Here is a 22,647-nt window from a genome sequence, read left to right as displayed (position 1 = left end):
GAGATGGAACCGACTTCGACGCTCCAGGTGAGCGCCGAAGTGAAAGAAGGACTTCTCGACGAACTGGAGCGCAGGCGGGTCACCACGACATTCCGATCGTCAGGGGACCGCGCGCCGCATCATCCGTGAAGGCGACTTCCTCAGGGTGGAGTTGAGGCCGACCAAGCGCCGCTGCGGTGCTCAGCGCGAGTGATCATCGCGCTGGGCAGAAGTCGGAACCACCGGAGGCTCGGCGTCGCCGGAGGGACCGACCGCACGTGCTCCACCGCCTGGGATTGATCCCGCCAAACCTCTGGCGGACGTGTAGTCGTCGTCGGGTGGGGTGGTTTGTGGTGGAGGGGAGACAGCGCCGCCAGAGCGGCGGCGCTCGCGCTCGCCGGGAGGCCGGCGCCGAGTGACCCTGGTGCATCGAGGTGAAGGGCTCACACGCGTCAAGCCGTCCACCGCGGCCCAAATCGAGGCCATGAGCCGGTCCGGGCACTTGGATGCGCGTCTCAAGTCGACGGTCGTCGAGATATGGCGTACTCCGTCGTGCTGAAGGTCGGCACGCGGCGAGGCGTCCACGGTGGACGCGGGACCGCGTCTTGTCCTCATCAGGCGCGATGCGCCGCTCGAGTTCTTTCGTGCGTCTCGACTTCCGATCCGCGGCGAGCGCCGTGCCACACAGTGGCTCGGCGTGGCGGCGTTCCGCCTTCTCCGCGGCGTTCTTGTGCGCGATGAAGGCGTTCGAGTGCTTTCCGGACGTCTGGGCATCCGTCGAATCTTGCCCGCTCATTGGCTTTCGACGCGCGCCACGGAGACGTCGAGCACGCTTTCGACAGCCATCGCAGCCTCAGCGTCCAACGGCATCGGCTTCTACATCACGCTCTTGTACTGCATCGCCGTGGTCGTCTTCGGCGTTGCGAGGATTCGCCGCCGCCGAACGCCCTACGTATTCAGACAGACGCTGACGCTGATGCTCATTCAGTGCCTTCTGCTCTTCGTCCTTCCGGAGATCCTGTTGCCCTGGTTCGGTCGCCTCGGTGCATGGGACGATGGCATTTGGAAGTCGATCGCCGATGCACTCTTCCCACTCGCTGACTACGACGCAAACGGGCGCGAGTATTGGCGCGCCTACGGCTTCGTGTTGGCGTGGCCGCTGTTTGTTTGGAACGTGTTCACCGCGCAGCCTCACACCGTGTGGCTCATCATCAGCTGCGTCCAGACCTTCGTCATCATCCCCTCATCGTCTGGCGTTGGGGTAAGGGGGCGTACTGCGGATGGATCTGCTCGTGCGGAGCGCTCGCGGAGACGATGGGGGACCGGCACCGCGAGAAGATGCCTCACGGCCGAGGGTGGAACCGGCTGAATGCGCTCGGGCAGGTGCTCCTCCTCGTCGCCTTCGGAATGTTGCTCCTTCGTGTGACGAGCTGGACCACGGGCAGCGCGCTGAGCATTGCGTGGTCCGACGGCTTGCTCGTCCGCGGTTGGAAGCCAGTGGTCGACTTCGCACTCGCGGAGCACTGGGAACGGGGCTGTACTTTGGTTACTCCGGGCGCCTGTGGTGTCGCTTCGCCTGTCCGCTCGCGGCGCTTATGCACATCTACGGGCGGTTCTCGCGGTTCAGGATCATCGCTGACGGCAAGAAGTGCATCTCCTGCAGTGCGTGCACTGCGACCTGCCACCAGGGGATCGACGTCATGGGCTTTGCGAGCCGTGGCGTACCAATGGAGGATCCGCAGTGCGTCCGGTGCTCCGCGTGCGTCGCGGTCTGTCCTACCGGGGTCCTCGAGTTTGGCCAGGTGAATCGGAATGGCGAGCTCATCTCGGTCGATCGGCTGATCGCGAGCTCCACTCTCCACGCCGAACGCCGCCGTGCCGCGGCGGCTCACGCGGCTGTACGAGCATCTGGAGGACGATCATGACGAGCCGGACACACTTCGCGCCGGGGTGGCGACAGGCCGCGGTCGGTCTGCTCGGTTTGACCGTCGGCATCAGCGCGTGCCTCAGCAGTCGTGGACAAAGCGTGGGTCGCGAGGCGTGGCCGCGTACATGACGCCACGTCGGCCCCGCCGCGCACCTCCGCATCGGAGCGATTTCGTGGCACCTGGTTTGACGGCACTGCGGAGTTGTCGGGCTACCGAATGACCGTCGCGCGCTACGGCGAGGCTGCGCACGGGCGAGCTCGTGCTCACCTACGTGACCGAGCCGATGGACCGCAGAACGCGCATCAAGGATGACGACGCGACCGCGCCCGATCGGATCGACGTGCTCAAGCTGAACGCGAACCTCACTTTTCTCGCGGGCATCTATCCCTACTCAGTGATGACGTCTGTGTTCTCTCCTATCGACGACTGGGGACCCTCGTCGGAGCGCTTTCACCGGTGAAGATCACTTTGACGGCGCAGGAGTGGTGCGGCCAAGTGTTTCATGCCATCCGGCCGGGGCGAGACGCGGTCGCCGAGGAACTCGCATCGTACTTCGCGAGCGAGGGAGAGATCTCTCGGCGAATCCCGACAGCTCCGGGAACGCTCTACGAAGACGCGCTCCTGAGTCAACTCCGCGAGCTCGACGGCGCATTCGCCGCCGGCGGTTCCTCGGAGGCTCGCTGATTCCGTCGTTGTGGCGCCTCCGCCGCGCCCACGTGCCGCTTGCGCCCGTGCCGGCAACGATCACGCGAGAGGCTGCGATGCGTACTGGCGTTCCGATCACGCGCTTTGTGCTCACAGCTGGTGGATACCGGCGCACCTTCGAGGTCGAGAGCGGGGGCGCTCGGCGGGTCCTCGGGTGGACCACCTCGGACGGAGAGGAGGCTCGGCTTCTGGCGACCACTCGTCTCCCGTACTGGCAGCTGAACCACGCTGGCGAGGAGAGCTATCGGGCGCAACTCGGCCTTCCTGTCGACCTCAGCGCGCGTCCTGCGGCACCCCCGCCGGGGACTGTGGAGGTCGGGCGATGAGCAGAGGCGGCCCAACAGTCCGTAATCACCCCGAAAGGCAGCCCAACAGCCCGACGTAACGATCGCGCGGCCCCTCGAGACTCTGCTTCGAGCGCAACTGGGCGCCAGAAGGAGAAGGTCACGATGGCAAAGATGTGTCCGATCGATGGCTGCAAGGCGAAGAAGGGGCTCTGCATCCACGACAAGATGATGATCGCGATGGGCGTGATGGGCGTGGCGGCCGCCATTGCGCACTGGGGCTTGCACGTTTTTAGAGCGACTCGCCGGAGGAGAGCGACGCCATGTTGCCCGATACACCCAGTGCGACGTTTCCCTACCGTATCCTCGCTCGAGTCGGTGCCGGCGCCATGGGCGAGGTCTACGAAGCGGAAGACATCGAGCTCGGCCGAAAGGTGGCAATCAAAGTCATCAAGGCGAGCTTTGTCGAGTCACTCCCGGAGCGTGATGCAGAGGATGCGCTTCGGCGCTTCGTGCAGGAGGCGCGGGCCGCTGCCGCCTTCTCACATCCGGGCGTGACGGTCGTGCATCGCGTCGGTACGGAGGGCGGCTGGCCGTACATCGCCATGGAGTGGCTCGACGGTCGCGCTCTGGAGGCCGTGCTGGCGGAGCACCAGCGCCTCTCGGTGGAACAGACGGCGCGGGTCGGGCTCGAGGTCCTCTCTGTGCTCGAGGCAGCCCACCGTACCGGAATCACCCATCGCGACGTCAAGCCGGCGAACCTGATGGTGACGAGGGATCGTCGCATCAAGGTCACCGACTTCGGCATCGCCCGCGTCCAGGGTCGAACCTCGCACACACGCGTGGGCCAGGTGCTCGGAACGCCCCAGTACGCCGCACCGGAGCAACTCGCAGGTCGACCGATCGACGTACGAGCGGACCTCTACTCCGTCGGCGCCGTGCTGTACGAATGCGTAGTCGGGCGACCTCCGTTCGAGGCAGAGTCGCTGTACGAGCTGATGAGCAAAGTTCAGGCCGAGCGACCCTTGCCGGCGAGCCGTCAGGTTGCCGGGGTGTCGGCAGAATCGACGCTCTCCTCGCGAAGGCTCTCGCAAAGGATCCCGACGCTCGATTTCCGAGCGCCCGGGGAGATGGCGCGGGCGCTCCAGCCCTTCCTGGCCACCCGCCCAGCCGCAAGCGTCGCGGGGCCGCAGGCGCCGGTGTCCGGTTCCGGCGCGACTCTCTTGCGAGCCCCGACGCTCCACGTCGACGGGACGAGCCCTCATGCCATCGTCGGAGAGGTCGCAAGGGGGGTGGCCATCGCGAGCGCTCGGTCGGCAGGATGTTCCGCGGCTATTGGAACGGCTCTTCGACCGGCCCCTGCATGCTCCGGCCTTCTGCGGGGCCGTCGAGCTGTCCGGGCGGTTGCGCTCATCTGCGACGGCGTCCTGTTTCAGGCCTTCGATGTCGCATCGGGGCTTCGGGGGACGCGATCATCGAGAAGCTGCCGGGCGCTGCGGATGTCACCCTCTTCAGCTGTCCACCGAACCTTGAGCCACGTGCCGTGGCCCTCCTCGCCTCTTCTTGCGCCCAGCGCGCCCCGACTGTCGGGGCTCGACGCCGCGATCGTCGATGTGCGGCAGCTCGCGACGCGACTCGAGGGGGAGGGCTTCGACGGCACGGTCCGTCTGCGTCGCAACGACCAGGTTGCCTTTCTCTTGTTCAGCAAGGGCAAGCGCATCCTCGAGGTTTTCGGAAGCGGATGGCCCAGAGCCGCCGATGGGACGCGTTGGGAGGACTGGGTCGCCGCCACTGGAGCCACCGTAAGCGTCGAGGACCGCCGGAACGCATTTCCGGCGATAACCTACCGACAGCAGCTACGCGAATTTGCGTTGGAGGTAGTTCGCGCGACCGAGGCGAGCCCGAACGCCGCGCGGTCAGACTCGCGGGCGCAGGCGCAGATGCTGCAGCTTCTGGCCGCCACGTCAGTCACCTCCGAGCTTCCGGCCGAGTCGGTCGTGCGCTCGCTTCTCGATGCGGATCCGCGCTTGGCCTCGCGCGCTGGCTCCTTGTCGACGTCACGCACCAGTTCGAGCAGTTTCGTCGGATGAGCAAGTGGCGCGCGATGATCGAGCCATTGGGCGCGGTGACATCGGTGAAACTCCATCACACGCTCGCCGTTCCCGACAGCAACGTGGGGGCGTTCGACGCGGTCACCTTCGGGCCGGACGGGAACGCGCTCCACGTGATCGAGCGCATTGCCGTAGGCAGCGCCGAGTCGGTGCGCGCCTTCGTCGCCCGCCTCTCGAGTGCAGCTGCCGCGCCGCGCAGTAAGCTTGCCGGAGGAATCCTCGTCGCGCCGCGGTTCGACGACCACGCGCTCGACGCGTACGGCGAAGCGTTGCGCTTCACGCAAGAGCGCGCTGCGGGCGGCGCTCGACCTTCTGACGCACCGAGAGGGCTATCTCACGACGCAGCGGGGCGGTTGTCATGTCCTTCTGGTGGAAGAGGACGCTGATGGTCGGAAGCGTCCTCTCGTGCCGGAGGAGTCATGACCCCTCGTGCCGCGCGCCCAGTGGCGCCTGCGAAACGGTGAGGTGCAACATGTCATGGATCAAGACCATCCCGCCCGAGCAAGCGGAAGGCGAGCTTCTCGAGCTCTACAACGCCATTGGCGCAGCGCGCGGCGGGATCGCGGAGGTGCACCGCGTGCAGTCTCTCAACCCGCGTGCCCTGCGGGCGCATCTCGAGCTGTACAAGTCGGTCGTTTTTGCGCGCTCGACGCTGAGCCGTGTCGCCCGAGAGCGCATCGCCGTCGTCGTTTCGGAGGTCAACCGCTGCGCCTACTGCGTTGCTCACCACGGCGAAGCACTGCGACAACTCCGCGATGATGCTGCGGTCGTGGAAGGCCTCGGGAAAGGAGAAATCCCGAAGCATCTTCCGGTGGCGGATCACGCCCTTCTTCGCTGGGCCCCAGCGGGCTGCGCGGGAACCAGGGATTGTGGTGAGGCGAAGGTCAGCGAGCTACGCGCGCTCGGGTACGACGATCGGGCGATCCTGGACGCAGCCCTGACGGTCGCCTACTTCTCGTTCGTCAATCGCCTCGTTCTGCTTCTCGGCGTCGAGGTCGAGACCGACTACCACGCGACCTGCGGGGGATGAGCGCGACCGGGGGCCTTGATGGTGACTGCTGGCGAGACCGGGCGTTCGGCTACTGCATCATGCAGCGGAGCAGCTCCTCTTCGCGCGGTGCAGAAGGACGGCGACGTGGCCTGGTTGCAGGTCAAGTTGCGACGCGACCTCTGTTCCCGAGGCCTCTTCCAGCATCCGCATCCGCACGACGTGCTGTTGGATCTCAGCCAGGCGGTTCACACAGCCCTGGAGCTGCACATGCTGCTCGGCCTGGGCCATCAGCTCGTCGACGCCGGCCAGGGGGTGGGTCAACTCTCGCTCGTCCTCGAGAGAGACGTGAGGTCGCGCATGATGGTGTCGGCGGCGCATGTTGCGTGCGGCGTTTCGGACGATGACCGCCATCAATGCGCGGCTTTCGTCACCCGAGCCCACGAGCGCGCGCGCCTGGGGGAGACGCAGGAACGTCTCGAAGGCCTCTTGAACGGCGTCGAGCGCATCGTGGGCGGTGACACCCTCCGTTCGGGCAATGCTCATGAGCGCGCGTGTCTGTTTACGGGCCAGGTCAGAGACCCAGCCCGTGAACGTGAACGTTGGTCGCGTCTCGCTCTGCATTCTTTCGTCAGAGTCACGAATCTCCGGACAACGTTACAGTCGACGTCGCTGGCCGGTTACGGCGAGGGCAAGCGCGGTGCCTTCGGAAAATCGATCTCCGTTTCAGACACGATGCTCACGGAGTTCCGGAACGCGTTGAGCGCAACGACGGCGAGCACGTCGATCACCTCCGCGTCACTGACGCCCGCTTCGCGCAGACGAGCCAGGTCTGTGCTCGCACGCGCCGCCGGTTCGTACGACCCGGCGAGCGAAGGCCAAGAGCGCATTCTCGCGCTCGGTGCTGCCGACGCCGTCGCGAGCGGCGATGACCTCCTCGGGCTTCAGGCCGACCCGACCGCCGAGTGCACTGTGCGCGCTCACGCAGTACGCGCAGCCGTTGAGTTCGAGACGTGGAGATTGAGCTGCTCGATCTCCCGCTTGGAGAGGTCCCCTTGCCGATCGCCTCCCCCCACGCGAGGGCACTAACGAGCGACCCAGGCGAGTGCCCCATGGTGGCGTAGACGTTGGGGATCATCCCGATGGCTTGCTTGAGCTGGGCGAGGACGGGCTTGGTGGCCTCGGGGGCGGTGGTGTCGGTCGTAGCGTTGATTCGAGCGGTCATGTCGTATTTCCTCCTGAGTGGTGAGTGGCTGCTGCTCAGGAGAAGGTCTCGACGACGACCGATATTACAGCGGGCGGCACCGCGTAACGAAGTCGACCTCCCGAGGACTGATGCTAAATCCAATGGGCGAGACCGCCGCAGCAATCGATGCAGGAGTCGTGGTGGTACGTGGACGGCGGTCCGGGCTCGGACAGGACGTCCGGTAGGCGCGCACCAGCTCCGCGCCGATGAACCCATCACGCTCGGCGGCACCGACACTGGTCCGTCGCCCTACGACTACCTGCTCGCGGCTCTTGGCGCGTGCACGTCTATGACGCTCAGGCTCTACGCCGATCGCAAGCGGTGGCCGCTCGAGGGCGTCACCGTGCACCTCCGGCACTCCCGGATTCATGCGGCTGACTGCGCCGACTGCGACACCAAGAAGGGGATGATCGAGCAAGTCAAGCGAGAGATCGAACTCGCCGGGCCTCTCGACGACGAGCAGAAGTCCCGGCTGCTGGAGATCGCCGACCGTTGTCCGGTGCGCCGAACGCTCACGGCCGAGATGCGGATCGACACGCGGCTGCGTTGACGTTCGCGCCTACCCAAGACGCCCGTCCTCGCTGGCCACGGTCGCGAGCCCGTCAAGTCGGATGTAACGACCAGAGGCCCTTCGAGACCCTGGAGAGGAAGGGAGCCCAACATGGCCAGCAAAGACGTTGTTATCCTGTCCGAACGCGAGCTTTCAGACCGAGGTTCTGGAAGCCGAGACGCCAGTCCTCGTAGACTTCTGGGCACCGTGGTGTGGCCCCTGTCGCGCCATTGCGCCGACCATCGACGAACTCGCGCGCGAGTACAGCGGCCGCGTGAAAGTCGCCAAGCTCAACGTGGACGAGGCACCGGAGCTTGCGCGTCGATACGGGGTACGCTCGATCCCCACAATCGTCGTGATGAAAGCAGGCAAGGTGGTGAAGGGCCCGGTCGGAACGACCCCGAAGGAGAAGCTCAAGGCGTTTCTAGAGGACGTCCTACGAAGCGAACCCTCCAGTCGCGCCGCAGGGTAGCAAGGCTGGCGGGCCCCCGCACTCCGTCTCCGGCCACGAAGCGGGCACGCGACGGGTCGCCGCCGCATTCGCCGCGGGACCGTGCGAATCCGTGAGTGTCCCGGGTCGCATCGCCCAACCGCCTGGATTCGCAGGCGTTCGCATTTCCGGGACGGTGCGAGCGGAGCTAACCCGTCCCGCCGAGAGCCCTGCGAACGGGTTCGCAACCAGCTCCGAATGCGGAGCCAAATACGTCGAAGAGTGCAATGTACTTCAACCCGGTTCTCGCGCCTCTGCGCCGGAGACATTTAAGTCTCCGGCATTTATGTCGGCGCTCAGGTTCGAGTCCTGCTCCCGGAGCCAAAGCACGCCGATTGCGGCGTCAGCTTGACCTCGAAGTAGAAATCCTACGTCTTCGGCCAAACTTCCTTGCACTCGGCGTACTCTGACTCCGGGAGCTAACCAGCTTGAAGTATTTGGAAGTAGCTTAAAAGGCTTTCGTCCGGACTCGTCGTAATCAGAGCACGCCGATTGCGGCGTCAGCTTGACCTCGAAGTAGAAATCCTACGTCTTCGGCCAAACTTCCTTGCACTCGGCGTACTCTGACTCCGGGAGCTAACCAGCGAAGTATCTGGAAGTAGCTTAAAAGGCTTTCGTCTGAACTCGTCGTAATCAGAGCACGCCGATTGCGGCGTCAGCTTGACCTCGAAGTAGAAATCCTACGTCTTCGGCCAAACTTCCTTGCACTCGGCGTACTCCGACTCCGGGAGCTAACCAGCTTGAAGTATTTGGAAGTAGCTTAAAAGGCTTTCGTCCGGACTTGTCGTAATCAGTGTTTTTTCAGCCCGTGGACTAATCAATTGGTGGGCGGCTGGACGAAAAAGCCATCAAACAGTCGAAATTGTTGAGTGCGGTCCTGAATTGCTGCACCCGGCAAGCAAAAATCATTGTTTAAGGCGCAGCCACTATCGATCGGGTGAGCCGGATCGACTTCGCAGCCATAAATCCACTCTTGCTGAGCTACGCTATTGGTGACCCGCCAGCCATTGCTTTCAAAACAACGACAATAACATTTATTGTCTGTCGACTCTGCAAACACACGGCAATCGGTCGCGGCACTGGGGTCGGTCGCTCCGAGCTGACTGCCCAGTAACGTGTAGCTGGTGGCAAAGGGCGTTGCGCTTGGGCTCGCTTGGTAGGTGGGCTGAGCTGCACCTTGACCGCCCTGATAGCTCGTTTGTGGGTTGGATGAATCGATTGTAGAAAGGCCGATTGCGCCAATGAGAATCACCAAAACAAGAACGACAACTGTTGTAAAAAGTTCCACGATACCATTGGGAACTTGCGGGGCGAGAAGCTCGTGTTGATGCATTATCTCGTCCATGCCCAAAAGAGAGGCAAGCTCGCCAAGCAGGCCTTTAAATTGTTCTGGGTTTGCTTTGCCTGCGGTACGGGTATCCACGCAGAATGAAAAGGGACCGTAACTTGGTGCTTCACGCTCGAGGCAGAGATTTTGATCCGCTCATTGTCAACGAGCAAAAGCTCTCCGGAAATTTGTGGCGTAATCCAGGAGCTCGTGGCGCTGCTGTCGGGCGACATACCAAAAGTCCAATCGCTTAACCTTTTGTCTTCGCCCATGTCAAAAAGAGCGGCTGTTGGTCCAAAGCGAAAACGACGAACGCTCTGTTTTTTAAGATAGTCAAAATGGACAACGGGAGGCCGTTGCACACTGTTTTGGTACATGAGGGCTGCTTCAACTTGATCCAAATCGACCGAGAGCGTGACATCTTCCAAGCGCAAAAAAACGTTGCTGCGTGCTGCAAGCTCGTCTTCAGAAAAAAGAAGCACACCCACCCACCCTTTCGCGGTACAGGGCGTCTGCGTCGTGTTTGGGAAATAACCGCAGGCGCGGGTATCGCTTATGCGGTGAACGGTGCTTACTCGAAGTTTGGCCCCAGCCGTGATAAAACCTGAGAGAATCAAACCGGGTTCGCTCCAGCTTGGAGCTTTGGTGCTCGGCTGATAAAAGGGTTTGGCATCACCAGGTGCGACTTGCGCGCTCACAAGCTGCTCGTCATGCACTGTTTGAGCATCAAGCGATGGCCCTTCCTGTACATCCGGAGTGCAAGCGTTGGTGCTCAGAAGGGAGAACGCGCAAAGCAGTGCGCAACTACAGCTCAGCCATGGAGCGCGAAAGAAACGAAGAACGTTCTCTGGGCCTGGCTGCTTTGGGCGGCGAGCCGTTTGAACATACAGCATGGTCTTTCACATGAATTGGTGTCGCGCAAAAGGCAAGGTGAGCTTCCAGCAAAGTCACAAGTTTTTGAATTATATGTGTTTTTAGCGGAATAGTTGTGTTTGACCAAGCAAAGTTCCACAATTATTTGCCGATCAAGCTCAGATACCGTCTCGGGCGCAATGCTTTATCATTGAGCTTGCCAGCATTTTGGGAGTAGCATCGCGGTCCAGAATCACGCTTTTCAGTGCCGGAGGTGCCGACTATGGATACCCTGTTCTTTCATCCGAAACTTGTTCATTTACCAGTTGCTTTGGGTGTACTCATGCCTTTGATCACAACAGGCTTGCTGATCGCGTGGTGGCGCAAGTGGCTTCCTGCTCGAAGTTGGGTGATTGCGCTCATTCTCCAGGCCATGTTGCTTGGATCTGGCATCATGGGTATGCGATCGGGCGAAGCAGAAGAAGAAAGGGTCGAAGAAATCGTTTCTGAACATTTAATTGAAGAGCATGAGGAAGCTGCAGAAGCGTTTGTATGGGGCAGCGGTATCGTACTTGCCCTTATGTTAGTAGCTTTCGTGGCTGCTAATAAAAAAGCGGGTCTGCCTTTGGCTGCGGTAGCGACCTTGGGCACGCTGGTTGTGTTTGGGCTTGGCTACCGGACGGGACAAGCCGGAGGGGAGCTTGTCTACCGTCACGGTGCGGCCACAGCGTACGTCGTATCCGCTTCGGGGGGGAATGAACCTAAGCATAAACACGACGAAGCTAAGGAAGATTAAGGGGGACTCCTCTAAAACCACATCTGCGTTTGCAGAAGCAGCTCATGCGAGTTGCTGATGGGTGCAGTGGGTAAGTTGATGCGATTGAATCGATAGACCAGCGTGGTTTTGAGATGATGTCCCAAAGAACGCTGGGATGTGTTCCAGAAACCGGTCACAAAGCCTTCATAGCTTTGTTGTTTATCGTTATCCGAAAACCAACCGGCCCTAGCTCCCAGCTCGATAGCGCGCGGCCACAGGAAAATACCGCTTTGGATAAAAGCACCGAGGCCCGTGTCCCAGTTGAATGGCGTGCGACTAACCTTTAAAAAGCCCTCGCCTGTGATACTAAAAGGTCCTTGCATAAAGGTAATGTCTGTTGTGGCGTTCCAGGATTCTTCAAGCACAAGACTTCCGTCGCTAAGCGTGACGTTGCGTTTGCGATAGGCTCCTCCGAGACCAACTGCCACACCGGAGGGTGAATCGCTTTCAAGTGAAGGGGCTTGATCATACGGAGCAGCCGTCCCAAAATTAACGCCGGTTCGGACAACAAGCATTGGAGTTAGACGGTTTCCATCCAAGCTATCAATCGTTGCGCCATTAAAGACACCAACAGCATATTCAAAGCGATGCTGCGGACTTTCACCGTAAATCATGGCACCCGTGTCACGACCGAGACTGAAACGACTGACAACTGCACCGCGATCAGCCAGTTGTAGACGAACAATAGGCGTGATGAACGCGCGAGAAAAAGGTGTTCGAAACTGTCCAATGCGAACTCGAAAGATTGGGTTGGGGACCCACTCCAGTTGAAGATCGAGCAACGAAGGGTTTTTCCCCGCAAACTCGGGTTGCACAAGGAACTGCAGCTGCGAATCCAAGAAGTTCGCTTGGATTAAGGGTCGTGCCAAGGGCACAGAATACGATCCCTGTGTTGAAGAACTTGAAGATTTTTGTAAATCGGCACGTAGCCAGGTCGCAAAATGTAGTTCGAAGCTCGAACTTCCTGATTTGATGACTAATCCACTTACGGGATCAACATTCACATCTGTCTGAGTTATTTTGGCCGCTTGTTCAGCGAGAGCAATTGGGCTGCAGAGAAATGAAAATAGCGAAAATAAATATAACCATCGGATGGAGTTTGGAATTTTAGAACTGAAAGCAATCATGAAGTTTTCCGTTGGACAGTCATGTTTCGATGACCGTCGGAACCTGACGATGCGCGAAATGCGCGTTGGTAAGAGAATAGAAACAAAAAACGCTTTTGCGCTGAATGCTTAAAGTCGTTTTCGCGGGGCCATCCTCGTTGGATGGCAAACGCTCTTGCTCATGCTTGTTCTCAGGGTCGCAATCTTCTGCGAAGAATCGTTTTCGTAAAATGACACGAAGAACGAAGCATATCAAAGCTAAGCTCGGGGTGGACCACGGCAAAAATCGTTAAGAAGGAAGCTTTGGTTATGCTGCGGTGCAACAGGCGATAGCGAAGTTTGTTGGCTAACAAGCTTGCTTGCTATGACGGAATCCTGAGCTACGCAAAACGAGTAACTTCGATGATTGTGATCTTCACGATCTTCGACGATACTGGATTCGGCGAAAACAGGCGCGACAGGGGAGTTGCCCTGCTTTTCGGTACTCGATCGCAGCAGTTTGTCGCGAATCGGGTTGCTAACGAAGCCCGAACCCTCTGTTGGCTTTGGCAGGCCGGTAGTTGCATCTGCCACGAGAACAAATAGCATCCACAAACATCCGAGCCATGCTGCAACGTGCCGTAGAAAGGCGCATGACTTTTTACGCAGCGTGCTCATGTGTGGAGATCAATTCTCATAAGGTCAACAAACTTCCGTAGATCGCTAGAAAAAGCAAGTTTGCTTTTGCTTCCCTTTGACCGTGTAGAGCATTTTGCATCATTTCTGTGTAAAAGCCTAAATGTGTTGTACTGGAAAGTGACTGTTAAAATTGGCGTTTTTGACTTGCCGTGCTTTTTCTGAGACATCTTTTCGCCGCATGCCTTCAAATGCAATATCGCTCAAGCATCTTGGAAAAGATGCCACGGCTGGACTGGTTGTCTATCTCGTTGCCTTGCCGTTGTGCCTTGGTATCGCGTTGGCTTCCGATGCGCCCCTGGCTGCGGGCCTGATATCGGGAATCCTCGGTGGTCTCGTGGTGGGTTCTCTGAGCGCGTCGCATACCAGTGTATCGGGTCCTGCTGCCGGCCTTGCTGCGGTTGTTGCGGCGCAAATCGCACAGTTCGGTTCGTTTTCGGCTTTTTTGGTTGCTGTTGTTTTAGCGGGTGTGATTCAAGTTGCACTTGGCTTAGCTCGTGCCGGTTTTATTGCCAGCTTTTTCCCTTCAAGTGTGATCAAAGGTTTGCTTGCTGGCATTGGTGTGATTCTGCTCCTTAAGCAGCTTCCTCACGTTCTCGGTCATGATGCGGATGTTGAAGGCGAGATGGCCTTCCTGCAACCTGATGGCGAAAATTCCATCACGGAGCTCCTAGCAGCCTTTTTCGACATTCAACCCGGCGCGGCCCTGATTGGCGTGTGCTCAGTGATACTTCTCTTGCTGTGGGATCGCATCAGGCTTCTTAAGAAGAGTCCGATTCCAGGTCCTCTCGTCGTGGTGCTGCTGGGTGTAGGGGTAAACTGGCTGTTAAAACTGTTGGGTAGTCAATGGGTTATCGACGGGGAGCATCTGGTCCAAGTTCCGGTCGGGCAGAAGGGCGAGATTTTCTCGCAGCTCCTTGTGTTTCCGGATTGGTCTGTTCTCGTAAATCCGGCCATCTACTTCGCTGCTTTTACTTTAGCCTTAGTTGCATCGCTTGAAACATTACTCAACTTGGATGCGGTGGATGAGCTGGATCCGAAGCAGAGGCATTCTCCACCCAACCGCGAGCTTATAGCCCAAGGGATAGGCAATGTTTTCACGGGTCTCATTGGTGGCATACCCATGACCAGCGTGATCGTGCGCAGTAGCGTCAACATCGATTCAGGAAACAAAACGAAGCTCAGCGCAATATTTCACGGTGTACTGCTATTGATATCCGTTTTGGTTTTTCCGCATCTGCTCAATAGCATTCCCCTAGCAGCACTTGCTGCTATCTTACTCGTGACAGGTCTCAAGCTTGCTTCACCGGCGCTGTTTCGCAAGATGTGGGTTGAAGGGAAACAGCAATTTTTACCGTTCGCAGCAACCGTTGTCTTCATCGTACTGACTGACTTGTTGACTGGTGTACTCATTGGCCTTGCTGTGGCCATCGCCTTTATTTTGCGGAGCAACTTTAGACGACCTTTAAGGCTTTTCAAAGAGAAGCATATCGGTGGCGAGGTTTTACGTATCGAGTTAGCAAGTCAAGTGAGTTTTCTAAATCGTGCGAGCCTAGAAAAAGCACTACGGAGCGTAGCTCAAGGTGGTAACGTACTTATTGATGCTCGTAAAACAGAATACATTGATCCCGATATCTTGGATTTAATTTATGAGTTCCGAGCCAAAACGGCACCTGCCCATGATGTAACCTTGAGTTTGCTCGGCTTTAAAGACGAGTATAAACAGCTCGATGATCGTATTGAGTTTGTCGATTATTCAACGCAAGAACTTCAGGCCGCTCTTGATTCCGATGCTGTGCTTGACATTCTTAAAGAGGGCAACGCTCGGATGTGCCGTGGTGAACGTTTGACGCGCGATCTTAAGCGTCAAATTTCAGGAACCGCGTCGGGCCAGGCACCACTTGCGGTGATACTTAGCTGTATCGACAGCCGCACTCCAGCGGAACATGTTTTTGATCTAGGTATCGGTGACATCTTTAGCGTGCGCATTGCCGGCAATATTGCCCGGGAAAAAGTGCTTGCGAGCATTGAGTACGGTTGCAAAGTAGCCGGAGCCAAATTGATTGTTGTGATGGGCCACACCTCATGTGGCGCTGTTACGGCTGCCGTGAATTTTAAGCTGGCCAATGAGCGTGCTTCTGAAGAGACCGGTTGCGAGCACCTTGACGTGTTAACCGACGAGATACAAAAGGCCATGCCTTTGGTATCGAGCGAGGTGGTTGGCGACGATCCGCTTCGAAAACAAGGCTATATCGATGAGGTAGCTCGTGCCAATGTCGTGCAAACCATCGACGTCATTCGTAAAAGCACTACGATCGACGCGCTTCTTCGCGAAGGTGCCGTACACATCGTTGGCGCAATGTATGACGTGAGCAAAGGTAACGTTAAATTTATATAATTGCTTCTAAACCAAGCGTATTTCAGCAAGCTGTTCGCGAATAGTTTCCGGACTTAGGTCTGGCACGTTTTTCGAAAGCGACGCGATAACGAGGTTCTGGCTTGCAGCTGGCAGTGCATTGCGAAGCCGCCCCAAAAAGCGTGGCGCGGCCACAAGGGCGAGCTGATCAAAAGCGCTTCTAAGACGTGCTCGCTCGACAATCCCTGCAATCTCACGCGCAAACTCATCTGCAATCTCCTCGGTAACGCGCTTGGTGGGCACCATAGGATGTGGCCCAGTCGAATGACTTGAGACCGATTGCCCTGGTCGATCCGCGTTGACTTCACCAGCTTTGAGTTTGCCTTCAGGATGATCAACATCTTGAATCGTTTGAATTTCGCTTGCCGGTCCGTTGCTTTGCACAATACGAGCGCCCGCTCGGTGTGCGATAACAATCCATGTTCGTTTCATCATGTCTATAGCGTTAGCCCGGCAGACCTTTCTTGTCTACTGAACTAAACACCTACGCATCGATAAGTGTGCCCATAATTTAGCGGCGATTGTTCAAACAAGGTCTTCGTCAAATCCAATTGGGGCCCTAAATCTCTGGAGAAAGTGCTTCCAGCTCTTCCTGCAGCGCTTCCCAACGCTTGGTAAGCTCACTGAGCTTTTCAGCATTGACTTGCAGTTGCGTAAGCAAATCATTGCGCTGCACGGGATCATTGTAGACTTCCGGTTTTTCCAAAACTCGATTGCATTCTTTTTGCTTGGCCTCCAACGCCTCGATACGAGTCTCGAGCTCGGCAATGCGTTTGCTCAAAAGCCTGCTTTGATTCTCGCTGGCTTTGCTTTTTCGGCTTGGCTGTCGATCTTGCGTTTTTTCTGTGACCTTAGGTGCAGCGGACAGTTCTGGCTGCTTTTTGCCCTGTTTCTTGCCACTTTTGTCGTTTTTTTGGCTATTTTTATGACGATCTTGGCAAGTTTGGAGATACTCATCAAGATTGCCTGGATAGACCTCAACCCGGCCTCCCTCCACGTTCCATATCTTGGTGGCCAGTTTGCGCACGAAGCTTTTGTTGTGGCTTACAAACACAATGCTGCCGTCGTAGTTTGCGAGTGCTTCGGCTAGGGCCTCGCTGGAATCAAGGTCGAGATGGTTGGTTGGCTCGTCCATCATCAAGTAGTTGCGTGGATCGATAAGCAGTTTCGCAAGTGCGACTCGGGCGCGTTCACCACCGGAAAGTACCGAGATTTTCTTATCAACATCATCCCCTTGAAACAAAAACGCACCGAGCAAGGTGCGGACTTGAGTCATGTTGGCGTCGCGGTTTTGCGAAGCAACTTCTTCATAAACACTTTGCTTTGGATGCAGCTGGTCGGTGTGGTGCTGAGCGTAGTAGCCAAGGTCGACATTATGACCCAGTTCGCTTTTGCCTTCAGTGGCTTGCAACTCTCCGGCGAGGATTTTTAGCAAGGTTGTTTTACCCGCTCCGTTGACGCCAATGATGCCAATGCGGTCGCCGCGACGAACAGACAAGTCAGCGCCGCTGAATACGGTATGTGATCCAAAGCTATGACCGAGCCCTTCGGCGCGTTGCACCTCAACGCCAGAACGTTGGCTTGGAACAAAGCGCATGTGAATACTGCTTCGCTCCTCAAGAAGATGGATCGGATCCATTTTCTCAAGAGCTTTAATCCGGCTTTGCACTTGGTTGGATTTGGAGGCTTTGGCTCGAAAACGGCGAATAAAATCTTCGGTTTTTTCGCGTTCGCGGCCCAGGTTTTTAGCGCGATTTTTAAGGATTTCTTCTTCTTCTTTTCGCTGCAAGAGGTAGCTTTCGAAGTTTCCGGTGTAGCTACGAACACCTTCCACTTCGAAACTGACCACGCGTCCGATTTGTTCGTTTAAGAATTCACGGTCATGGCAAATCAAAACAAAGGATCCGCTGTAGTTTTGAAGAAAGGTAGAGAACCAGGCAACAGAGGGCATATCAAGATGGTTGGTGGGCTCATCAAGCAGCAACACATCAGGCTTCTGGAACAAAAGTGCAGCTAGCACAGCTCGCATTTTCCAGCCACCACTAAACTCTGCTAGATCCCGATTCAGATCACTTTGCGAAAAACCAAGACCATCCAAAATGGCCAAGGCCTCATGTTCGGAATACTGATCTTGCAAGCGTGAAAGCTCTTCGTGCAGCTCGGCAATGCGAGTCGCACTTTGCATCAACTCGGGACTGTCGCTTCCTGTTTGGCTTAATTCCGTGAGTGTATGTTCTTCGGTTTCTATGGCCTGATGCAAGCTGCGATAGCCGGGAATACTGTCTCGGACGAAGTCAATCAACGTACGACCGCCTTCAAGCGCAATATCTTGCGGCAAGTATCCCAGGCGGAGGCCATTTTGTTTCTGAATTGCTCCGCCGTCGGGTTCCTGTTCGCCAGCAAACATCTTAAGCAGCGTGCTTTTCCCTGATCCGTTGGGGCCAATCAAGCCAATGCGATCTGCATCCCCAATGCGCAAGTCAAGCGATTCAACAATACGTTTTCCGCCGAAACTCAGCGAAACATCTTCTAAAACCAAAAAGCTCATAAATACCAGCCGACGAGATAGTATGCTTCCCATCCCTTGTGAACCACCAATTGGCGCTATTGTGCAGATGCCGCCTGATTCGTAGGAATCTTTTGCTGAGGGTTTGGCATAGCAGAGTCGCGTTTTTTCGGACTTTGGAGTATGCCAATGCACCATGAAGGGGGCTCTAATGTCTTGTTGTCATTCAACACCAGGCAGTGAAAAAAACGAGGAGAGTAGTTCATCCGACGCAAAATATATTTGCCCAATGTGTCCTGGGGTCGCCTCGGAAAAGCCAGATGCCTGCCCCAAGTGTGGCATGGCACTTGAAGCCAATACCCTCCAGGTTTCAGAACAATGGATTTGCCCGATGCATCCGGAAGTCAAACAAGATCATCCAGGGCAGTGTCCCAAATGTGCCATGGCACTTGAGCGCACTGCGGCATCTGCGGCGCAAGAGGAGAACCCAGAGCTTGAAGACATGCTGTTTCGTTTTTGGGTCTCCTTTTCTTTTACTGCCCCGCTTTTTATCTTGGCGATGGGCGATATGCTGCCATATGCCCCCTTCAGTACTTTGTTTTCCCCGGGCCTGGTGGTGTTTTTCGAGCTTTGTCTAGCAACACCCGTATGTACCTGGGCTGCTTTGCCATTTTATAAACGCGCGCTTCGTTCCTTTACAAACAAAAGCCTCAACATGTTTAGCTTGATTGGGGTAGGCGTGTTTGTCGCTTTTGGCTACAGTGTGTTAGCGGCGCTGTTCCCGTCATTCTTTCCTGACTCATTTAGAGATGAATTCGGCGAAGTGGCGGTGTATTTCGAATCTGCAGCAATCGTCGTCACCCTAGTCCTGTTAGGGCAGATTTTAGAGTTGCGTGCGCGTGGCCGAACGACTCAGGCTATCAAGGCTTTGTTAGGTCTAACTCCTCAAAAGGCTTGGCGCTTGGATGAAAACGGCAAAGAAGCGTCTGTCCCACTGAGTCACGTTCAGGTCGGAGACCGTCTAAGAGTAAAGCCGGGAGAAAGCGTTCCTGTGGACGGCCGTGTTCTTGAAGGACATAGCTATGTTGATGAATCGATGGTGACGGGCGAGTCGCGTGCGGTTGAAAAAGACAAAGACGATTCTGTCATTGGAGCTACCGTTAATGGCAAGGGCGCCTTTGTTATGAAAGCTGAGAAGGTCGGCTCGGATACTTTGCTTTCCAAGATGGTGGCTATCGTTAGTGAAGCGGCACGTAGCCGTGCTCCGATTCAAAGCCTGGCGGACAAAGTCGCCTCGATTTTCGTACCTACTGTTTTTACAGTGTCGTTATTGAGTTTTGCTGTATGGGCGCTTTGGGGACCTGAGCCCAAGATGGTCTATGCCTTACTCAATGCCGTGGCTGTGCTTATTATCGCTTGTCCTTGCGCCCTTGGACTTGCAACACCCATGTCAGTCGTGGTTGCAATGGGCAAAGCTGCATCGGTGGGTGTACTTTTCAAAAACGCCGCCGCTATCGAAGCCTTGGAGAAGGTTGACACCGTGTTGATTGATAAAACCGGCACACTTACCGAAGGTAAAATGCTGGTGACCGACGTGGTGTGCAAAGATGGCACTAGTAAAGATGAGTTGCTTGGGCTTGCTGCAAGCCTGGAGCAGCATAGTGAGCATCCCATTGCTTCGGCGATGCAACGATACATCGGTGAGCGGGATCTTTCGTTTGCTTCGGCCCAGCAGTTTGAAGCCATCCCTGGCAAAGGCATCAAGGCAAGGGTGGATGAACATGCTGTTTATCTTGGAAACAAACGCTTGCTTGACGATCTCGGCCTTGATTCAACAGAATTTGCACACGATTTGCTCAAGTCAAACGAGCAAGAACAAAGTGTTGTTTTTGTGGTGAAGGAAAATGCATTGCTTGGCTATTTCGCTGTGAGTGATCCTATTAAAGAAAATGCGCTACAGGCAGTAAATGCTTTGAAAGCAGCAGGGCTGCAAGTTGCCTTGCTGAGTGGGGATCAGCAAAGCACGGCCAACGCTGTAGCCAAAACTCTTGGTATCGACAAAGTGTTTTCCGAAGTCTTACCTGAACAAAAGCTTGATATTCTTAAGTCACTACAAAAAGAGGGACATATTGTGGCCATGGCCGGTGACGGTATTAATGATGCACCTGCTCTTGCTGGTGCTGACGTCGGTATTGCCATGGGTAGCGGAACCGAGATCGCTATGCAAAGCGCGGAAGTTACCTTGGTTCAAGGTGATTTGTCGGCATTGCTGCGGGCTTTCGTTGTGAGTAAAAAAACCATGAAAAATATTCGGCAAAATCTCTTTTTTGCTTTCGTTTACAATACAGCAGGCGTTCCGATTGCCGCGGGCCTACTTTATCCTTTTACTGGGATACTCCTAAACCCAGTGTTTGCCGCAGCAGCCATGAGCTTGAGTTCTTTTTCTGTGATCTCCAATGCTCTTCGACTTCACCAGATAAAGTTTAACACTTAAGGCATGGATGGGCAGACTGGGTAGCAAATCGATTGCACTCTAGAATTGAGAGAGTTTTTGTTTTACCAAGGTATTTCAAAAAGGGAGTTTTAAGATGACTGTTGAAATAGGAAAAAACGCTCCGGCATTTACCTTGCCTGATGAAAAAGGAAACAAGGTTTCGCTTGCTGAGCAAAAAGGGAAGTGGGTTGTGCTCTATTTTTACCCAAAGGACGATACGCCTGGATGCACCATTGAGGCCTGCGATTTTTCATCGGGCATAAAGGGCTTTGAAAAGCTTGATGCGACCGTATTTGGTTGCAGTCCGGACGATGCAAAAAGTCATCAAAAATTCATTGCTAGATACAAACTCAAGATTTCCTTGCTAAGCGACGAAAGTAAAAAGGTAATGACTAAATATGGCGCATGGGGAGAGAAAAACATGTACGGCAAGGTCACCGAAGGCGTGATCCGGAGCACCGTGATTATCGATCCGCAGGGCAAAGTGGCTCACCATTGGAAGAAGGTTCAAGCCAAAGGACATGCCGAAAAGGTCGCGGAAAAACTCAAAGAGCTCCAATCTTGAATAATGAGCAGGTCAAATGTACCTGGTCAGTCGGTGACAAACGTCACCAGTTAACAAAAAAGTATGCGAACACGAGCGCAAAACTAAAAGACAATTCTTTTTCCGAGGTTTTCGTAGATTCGAGCGCGCCCACAGGGGCGAGGACGATTATACTTCAGTATATGAGGAGGAGCTCCGAGGACGTAAGCCGAATATACGTAAACCTCGAGAAAAGTCCTTGCGGACGCCACGGACTGACCGAGCACGGTCAAATTTGCATTTGCTTTGATTCTTCCGTAACACCCCGTGTTGGTGAACAAGGCAACCTTAGTTTCAGTCAACATGGGGTATGGGCACAATCGTGCTGCTTATGCTTTGGGCGACTATGTATCGTTACCCGTGATGGATATTGACGATGCGCCGCTTGCACAGGCTGATGAGCAGAAGCGCTGGGCAAGGATCCGGGCAGGTTACGAGCGCCTTTCGCGGGCCTCGGCAGCAGCGGGACCGCTGGGCGGCCCGATGCGTGCGCTGTTAGAGAACATCACGGGAATACCAAGTCTTTATCCCCGTCGTGATCTTTCAAGACCGAATCTTTCGGCGCGTCTTTTAGAGCGTGAGATACGACGGGGCTTGGGTCAGGATTTTAAAAGCTACTTGCAAGACCAAGCGGGACCTATGGTGTCGACTTTTTATGCGCCGGCTATCATGGCCGACAGACTTGGTATTAAAAACGTTTATTGCGTTGTAACGGACAGTGACATCAATCGAGTGTGGGCGCCTTATGATCCTGCATCCTCACATCTTATCTACTGCGTGCCCAGTCAACGAGCGCGACGTCGCTTGCGTGCCTATGGTGTGAGCGCGGAGCAGATTCGAGTGACCGGTTTTCCTCTACCTCACGAGCTATTGGGAGGGCCGCAGCTCACATCGCTCAAGCATAATTTAGCAAAGCGTTTGCATCGACTGGACCCTTTTGGAAGCTTTCGTAAAGAAATTCATTACGAGTCATTGCAATTGCTTGGAGCTGAGTTCGAGCACGCGCAAGACACGCAACCGCCGCGTCTCAGTTATGCTGTCGGCGGAGCCGGTGCGCAAACCCAGATTGTTGAGCATTTTTTGCCGAGCTGCGCGGAGTTGTTAAGAGAAAATAGACTTCGGATCACCCTTGTTGCCGGCATTCGAAATGAAGTGGCCGAAAATCTCAAAAACATCTTGAACAAGCTAGAGATGCAAGATCTACTGGGAACCAGTATTGATATTTTAGTCGAAGACGATATCGCCGCTTATTTTAAAAGCTTCAATACCCTCATGGCGGATACCGATATTCTATGGACCAAGCCAAGTGAGTTGAGCTTCTTTGCAGCTCTTGGCTTGCCGGTGATTTGTGCCTGGCCAGTGGGCGTTCATGAACGCTACAATCGACGCTGGCTCATCGAAAACGGCGCTGGTTTCAAACAACGCGATCCTAAACATGCGGGCGAATGGCTAAAAGACTGGATAAAAGATGGTACTTTGGCCGCCGCGGCCTGGTCGGCCTTTGTGCGTCTTCCAAAGCATGGCTTATACGAAATTGCAGATGCAGTGTTCGCTTCGAACAAAACATGACAAAGCCGTCATAAAGGGCTA

The 22,647-nt window shown here is 56.0% G+C and carries 21 protein-coding genes and 1 pseudogene; 13 read left to right on the top strand and 9 right to left on the bottom strand.

What is annotated here, in order from left to right; all coding sequences use genetic code 11:
- Nucleotides 1-180: 180 nt before the first annotated feature.
- On the bottom strand, nucleotides 181-465 hold the full coding sequence (locus IPJ88_18960) for a hypothetical protein (protein QQR90185.1): 285 nt from the start codon (nucleotides 463-465) through the stop codon (nucleotides 181-183).
- Between the two features lie 100 nt (nucleotides 466-565).
- Here IPJ88_18960 and IPJ88_18955 point away from each other — a divergent pair, with 100 nt between their 5' ends.
- From IPJ88_18955 to IPJ88_18930, 6 genes and pseudogenes are all read left to right on the top strand, one after another.
- Nucleotides 566-1,348, top strand: a complete 783-nt coding sequence (locus IPJ88_18955) for a hypothetical protein (GenBank protein ID QQR92094.1) — start codon at nucleotides 566-568, stop codon at nucleotides 1,346-1,348.
- Nucleotides 1,260-1,607: pseudogene (locus tag IPJ88_18950) on the top strand (4Fe-4S binding protein). Before IPJ88_18955 ends, IPJ88_18950 begins: the two are co-directional and overlap by 89 nt.
- 559 nt (nucleotides 1,608-2,166) lie before the next feature.
- Nucleotides 2,167-2,367, top strand: a complete 201-nt coding sequence (locus tag IPJ88_18945; protein QQR90184.1) for a hypothetical protein — start codon at nucleotides 2,167-2,169, stop codon at nucleotides 2,365-2,367.
- 852 nt (nucleotides 2,368-3,219) lie between these two features.
- Nucleotides 3,220-4,986: a serine/threonine protein kinase gene (locus IPJ88_18940; protein QQR90183.1), complete on the top strand. Its 1,767-nt coding sequence runs from the start codon at nucleotides 3,220-3,222 to the stop codon at nucleotides 4,984-4,986.
- On the top strand, nucleotides 4,983-5,393 hold the full coding sequence (locus tag IPJ88_18935) for a hypothetical protein (protein QQR90182.1): 411 nt from the start codon (nucleotides 4,983-4,985) through the stop codon (nucleotides 5,391-5,393). Before IPJ88_18940 ends, IPJ88_18935 begins: the two co-directional genes overlap by 4 nt.
- Nucleotides 5,394-5,479: 86 nt before the next feature.
- Nucleotides 5,480-6,037 carry a peroxidase-related enzyme gene (locus IPJ88_18930; GenBank protein ID QQR90181.1) on the top strand — a complete coding sequence of 186 codons (558 nt, stop codon included), beginning with the start codon at nucleotides 5,480-5,482 and terminating at the stop codon, nucleotides 6,035-6,037.
- Nucleotides 6,038-6,094: 57 nt separating this feature from the next.
- Here IPJ88_18930 and IPJ88_18925 read toward each other — a convergent pair whose 3' ends face one another.
- From IPJ88_18925 to IPJ88_18915, 3 genes are read right to left on the bottom strand one after another with little or no spacing between them, the layout of a single operon-like run.
- The gene (locus tag IPJ88_18925) at nucleotides 6,095-6,619 is read right to left on the bottom strand and encodes a sigma-70 family RNA polymerase sigma factor (protein ID QQR90180.1); all 525 of its coding nucleotides are present in this window, start codon (nucleotides 6,617-6,619) and stop codon (nucleotides 6,095-6,097) included.
- 56 nt (nucleotides 6,620-6,675) lie between these two features.
- Nucleotides 6,676-6,885, bottom strand: coding sequence for a hypothetical protein (locus IPJ88_18920; GenBank protein ID QQR92093.1), 210 nt, complete (start codon nucleotides 6,883-6,885; stop codon nucleotides 6,676-6,678).
- Entirely contained in the window at nucleotides 6,794-6,979 is a 186-nt protein-coding gene (locus tag IPJ88_18915) for a hypothetical protein (GenBank protein QQR90179.1), read from the bottom strand. The genes IPJ88_18920 and IPJ88_18915 overlap by 92 nt, the downstream gene beginning before the upstream one ends.
- Nucleotides 6,980-7,137: 158 nt before the next feature.
- On the opposite strand from IPJ88_18915, the gene IPJ88_18910 reads away from it, so the two are divergent.
- Nucleotides 7,138-7,791, top strand: coding sequence for an OsmC family protein (locus IPJ88_18910; protein QQR92085.1), 654 nt, complete (start codon nucleotides 7,138-7,140; stop codon nucleotides 7,789-7,791).
- Nucleotides 7,792-7,918: 127 nt separating this feature from the next.
- Nucleotides 7,919-8,263, top strand: coding sequence for a thioredoxin (gene trxA, locus IPJ88_18905; GenBank protein QQR90178.1), 345 nt, complete (start codon nucleotides 7,919-7,921; stop codon nucleotides 8,261-8,263).
- Between the two features lie 835 nt (nucleotides 8,264-9,098).
- Here trxA and IPJ88_18900 read toward each other — a convergent pair.
- Nucleotides 9,099-9,626, bottom strand: coding sequence for a hypothetical protein (locus IPJ88_18900; protein QQR90177.1), 528 nt, complete (start codon nucleotides 9,624-9,626; stop codon nucleotides 9,099-9,101).
- A complete protein-coding gene (locus IPJ88_18895) occupies nucleotides 9,614-10,501 on the bottom strand; it encodes a hypothetical protein (protein QQR90176.1) in 888 nt (295 codons plus the stop codon). The genes IPJ88_18900 and IPJ88_18895 overlap by 13 nt, the downstream gene beginning before the upstream one ends.
- A gap of 242 nt (nucleotides 10,502-10,743) precedes the next feature.
- Here IPJ88_18895 and IPJ88_18890 point away from each other — a divergent pair, with 242 nt between their 5' ends.
- Nucleotides 10,744-11,256 (top strand): hypothetical protein, encoded by a 513-nt coding sequence (locus IPJ88_18890; GenBank protein QQR90175.1) that lies wholly within the window; start codon nucleotides 10,744-10,746, stop codon nucleotides 11,254-11,256.
- Between the two features lie 11 nt (nucleotides 11,257-11,267).
- Here IPJ88_18890 and IPJ88_18885 read toward each other — a convergent pair whose 3' ends face one another.
- Nucleotides 11,268-12,281, bottom strand: a complete 1,014-nt coding sequence (locus IPJ88_18885; protein QQR90174.1) for a hypothetical protein — start codon at nucleotides 12,279-12,281, stop codon at nucleotides 11,268-11,270.
- 958 nt (nucleotides 12,282-13,239) lie between these two features.
- Here IPJ88_18885 and IPJ88_18880 point away from each other — a divergent pair.
- Nucleotides 13,240-15,456 carry a bifunctional SulP family inorganic anion transporter/carbonic anhydrase gene (locus IPJ88_18880; protein QQR90173.1) on the top strand — a complete coding sequence of 739 codons (2,217 nt, stop codon included), beginning with the start codon at nucleotides 13,240-13,242 and terminating at the stop codon, nucleotides 15,454-15,456.
- A 6-nt stretch (nucleotides 15,457-15,462) separates the two neighbouring features.
- Here the strand turns inward: IPJ88_18880 and IPJ88_18875 are convergent, their stop codons facing one another.
- Together IPJ88_18875 and IPJ88_18870 are read right to left on the bottom strand one after the other, a co-directional pair.
- Nucleotides 15,463-15,909, bottom strand: a complete 447-nt coding sequence (locus IPJ88_18875; GenBank protein ID QQR90172.1) for a host attachment protein — start codon at nucleotides 15,907-15,909, stop codon at nucleotides 15,463-15,465.
- A 124-nt stretch (nucleotides 15,910-16,033) separates the two neighbouring features.
- Entirely contained in the window at nucleotides 16,034-18,022 is a 1,989-nt protein-coding gene (locus IPJ88_18870; GenBank protein QQR90171.1) for an ATP-binding cassette domain-containing protein, read from the bottom strand.
- A 298-nt stretch (nucleotides 18,023-18,320) separates the two neighbouring features.
- On the opposite strand from IPJ88_18870, the gene IPJ88_18865 reads away from it, so the two are divergent.
- The 3 genes from IPJ88_18865 (at nucleotide 18,321) to IPJ88_18855 (ending at nucleotide 22,626) form a co-directional block, all read left to right on the top strand.
- Nucleotides 18,321-20,474 (top strand): copper-translocating P-type ATPase, encoded by a 2,154-nt coding sequence (locus IPJ88_18865; GenBank protein ID QQR92084.1) that lies wholly within the window; start codon nucleotides 18,321-18,323, stop codon nucleotides 20,472-20,474.
- Between the two features lie 94 nt (nucleotides 20,475-20,568).
- Complete coding sequence (bcp, locus tag IPJ88_18860) at nucleotides 20,569-21,039, top strand: thioredoxin-dependent thiol peroxidase (protein ID QQR90170.1); 471 nt, start codon at nucleotides 20,569-20,571, stop codon at nucleotides 21,037-21,039.
- Between the two features lie 321 nt (nucleotides 21,040-21,360).
- Complete coding sequence (locus IPJ88_18855; protein ID QQR90169.1) at nucleotides 21,361-22,626, top strand: hypothetical protein; 1,266 nt, start codon at nucleotides 21,361-21,363, stop codon at nucleotides 22,624-22,626.
- Nucleotides 22,627-22,647 lie beyond the last annotated feature (21 nt).

This window comes from Myxococcales bacterium (assembly GCA_016699535.1).
Taxonomy (GTDB): Bacteria; Myxococcota_A; Polyangia; order Polyangiales.
Note: the sequence above shows the minus strand (reverse complement) of the source record. Positions and strands in the feature narration are given on the sequence as shown.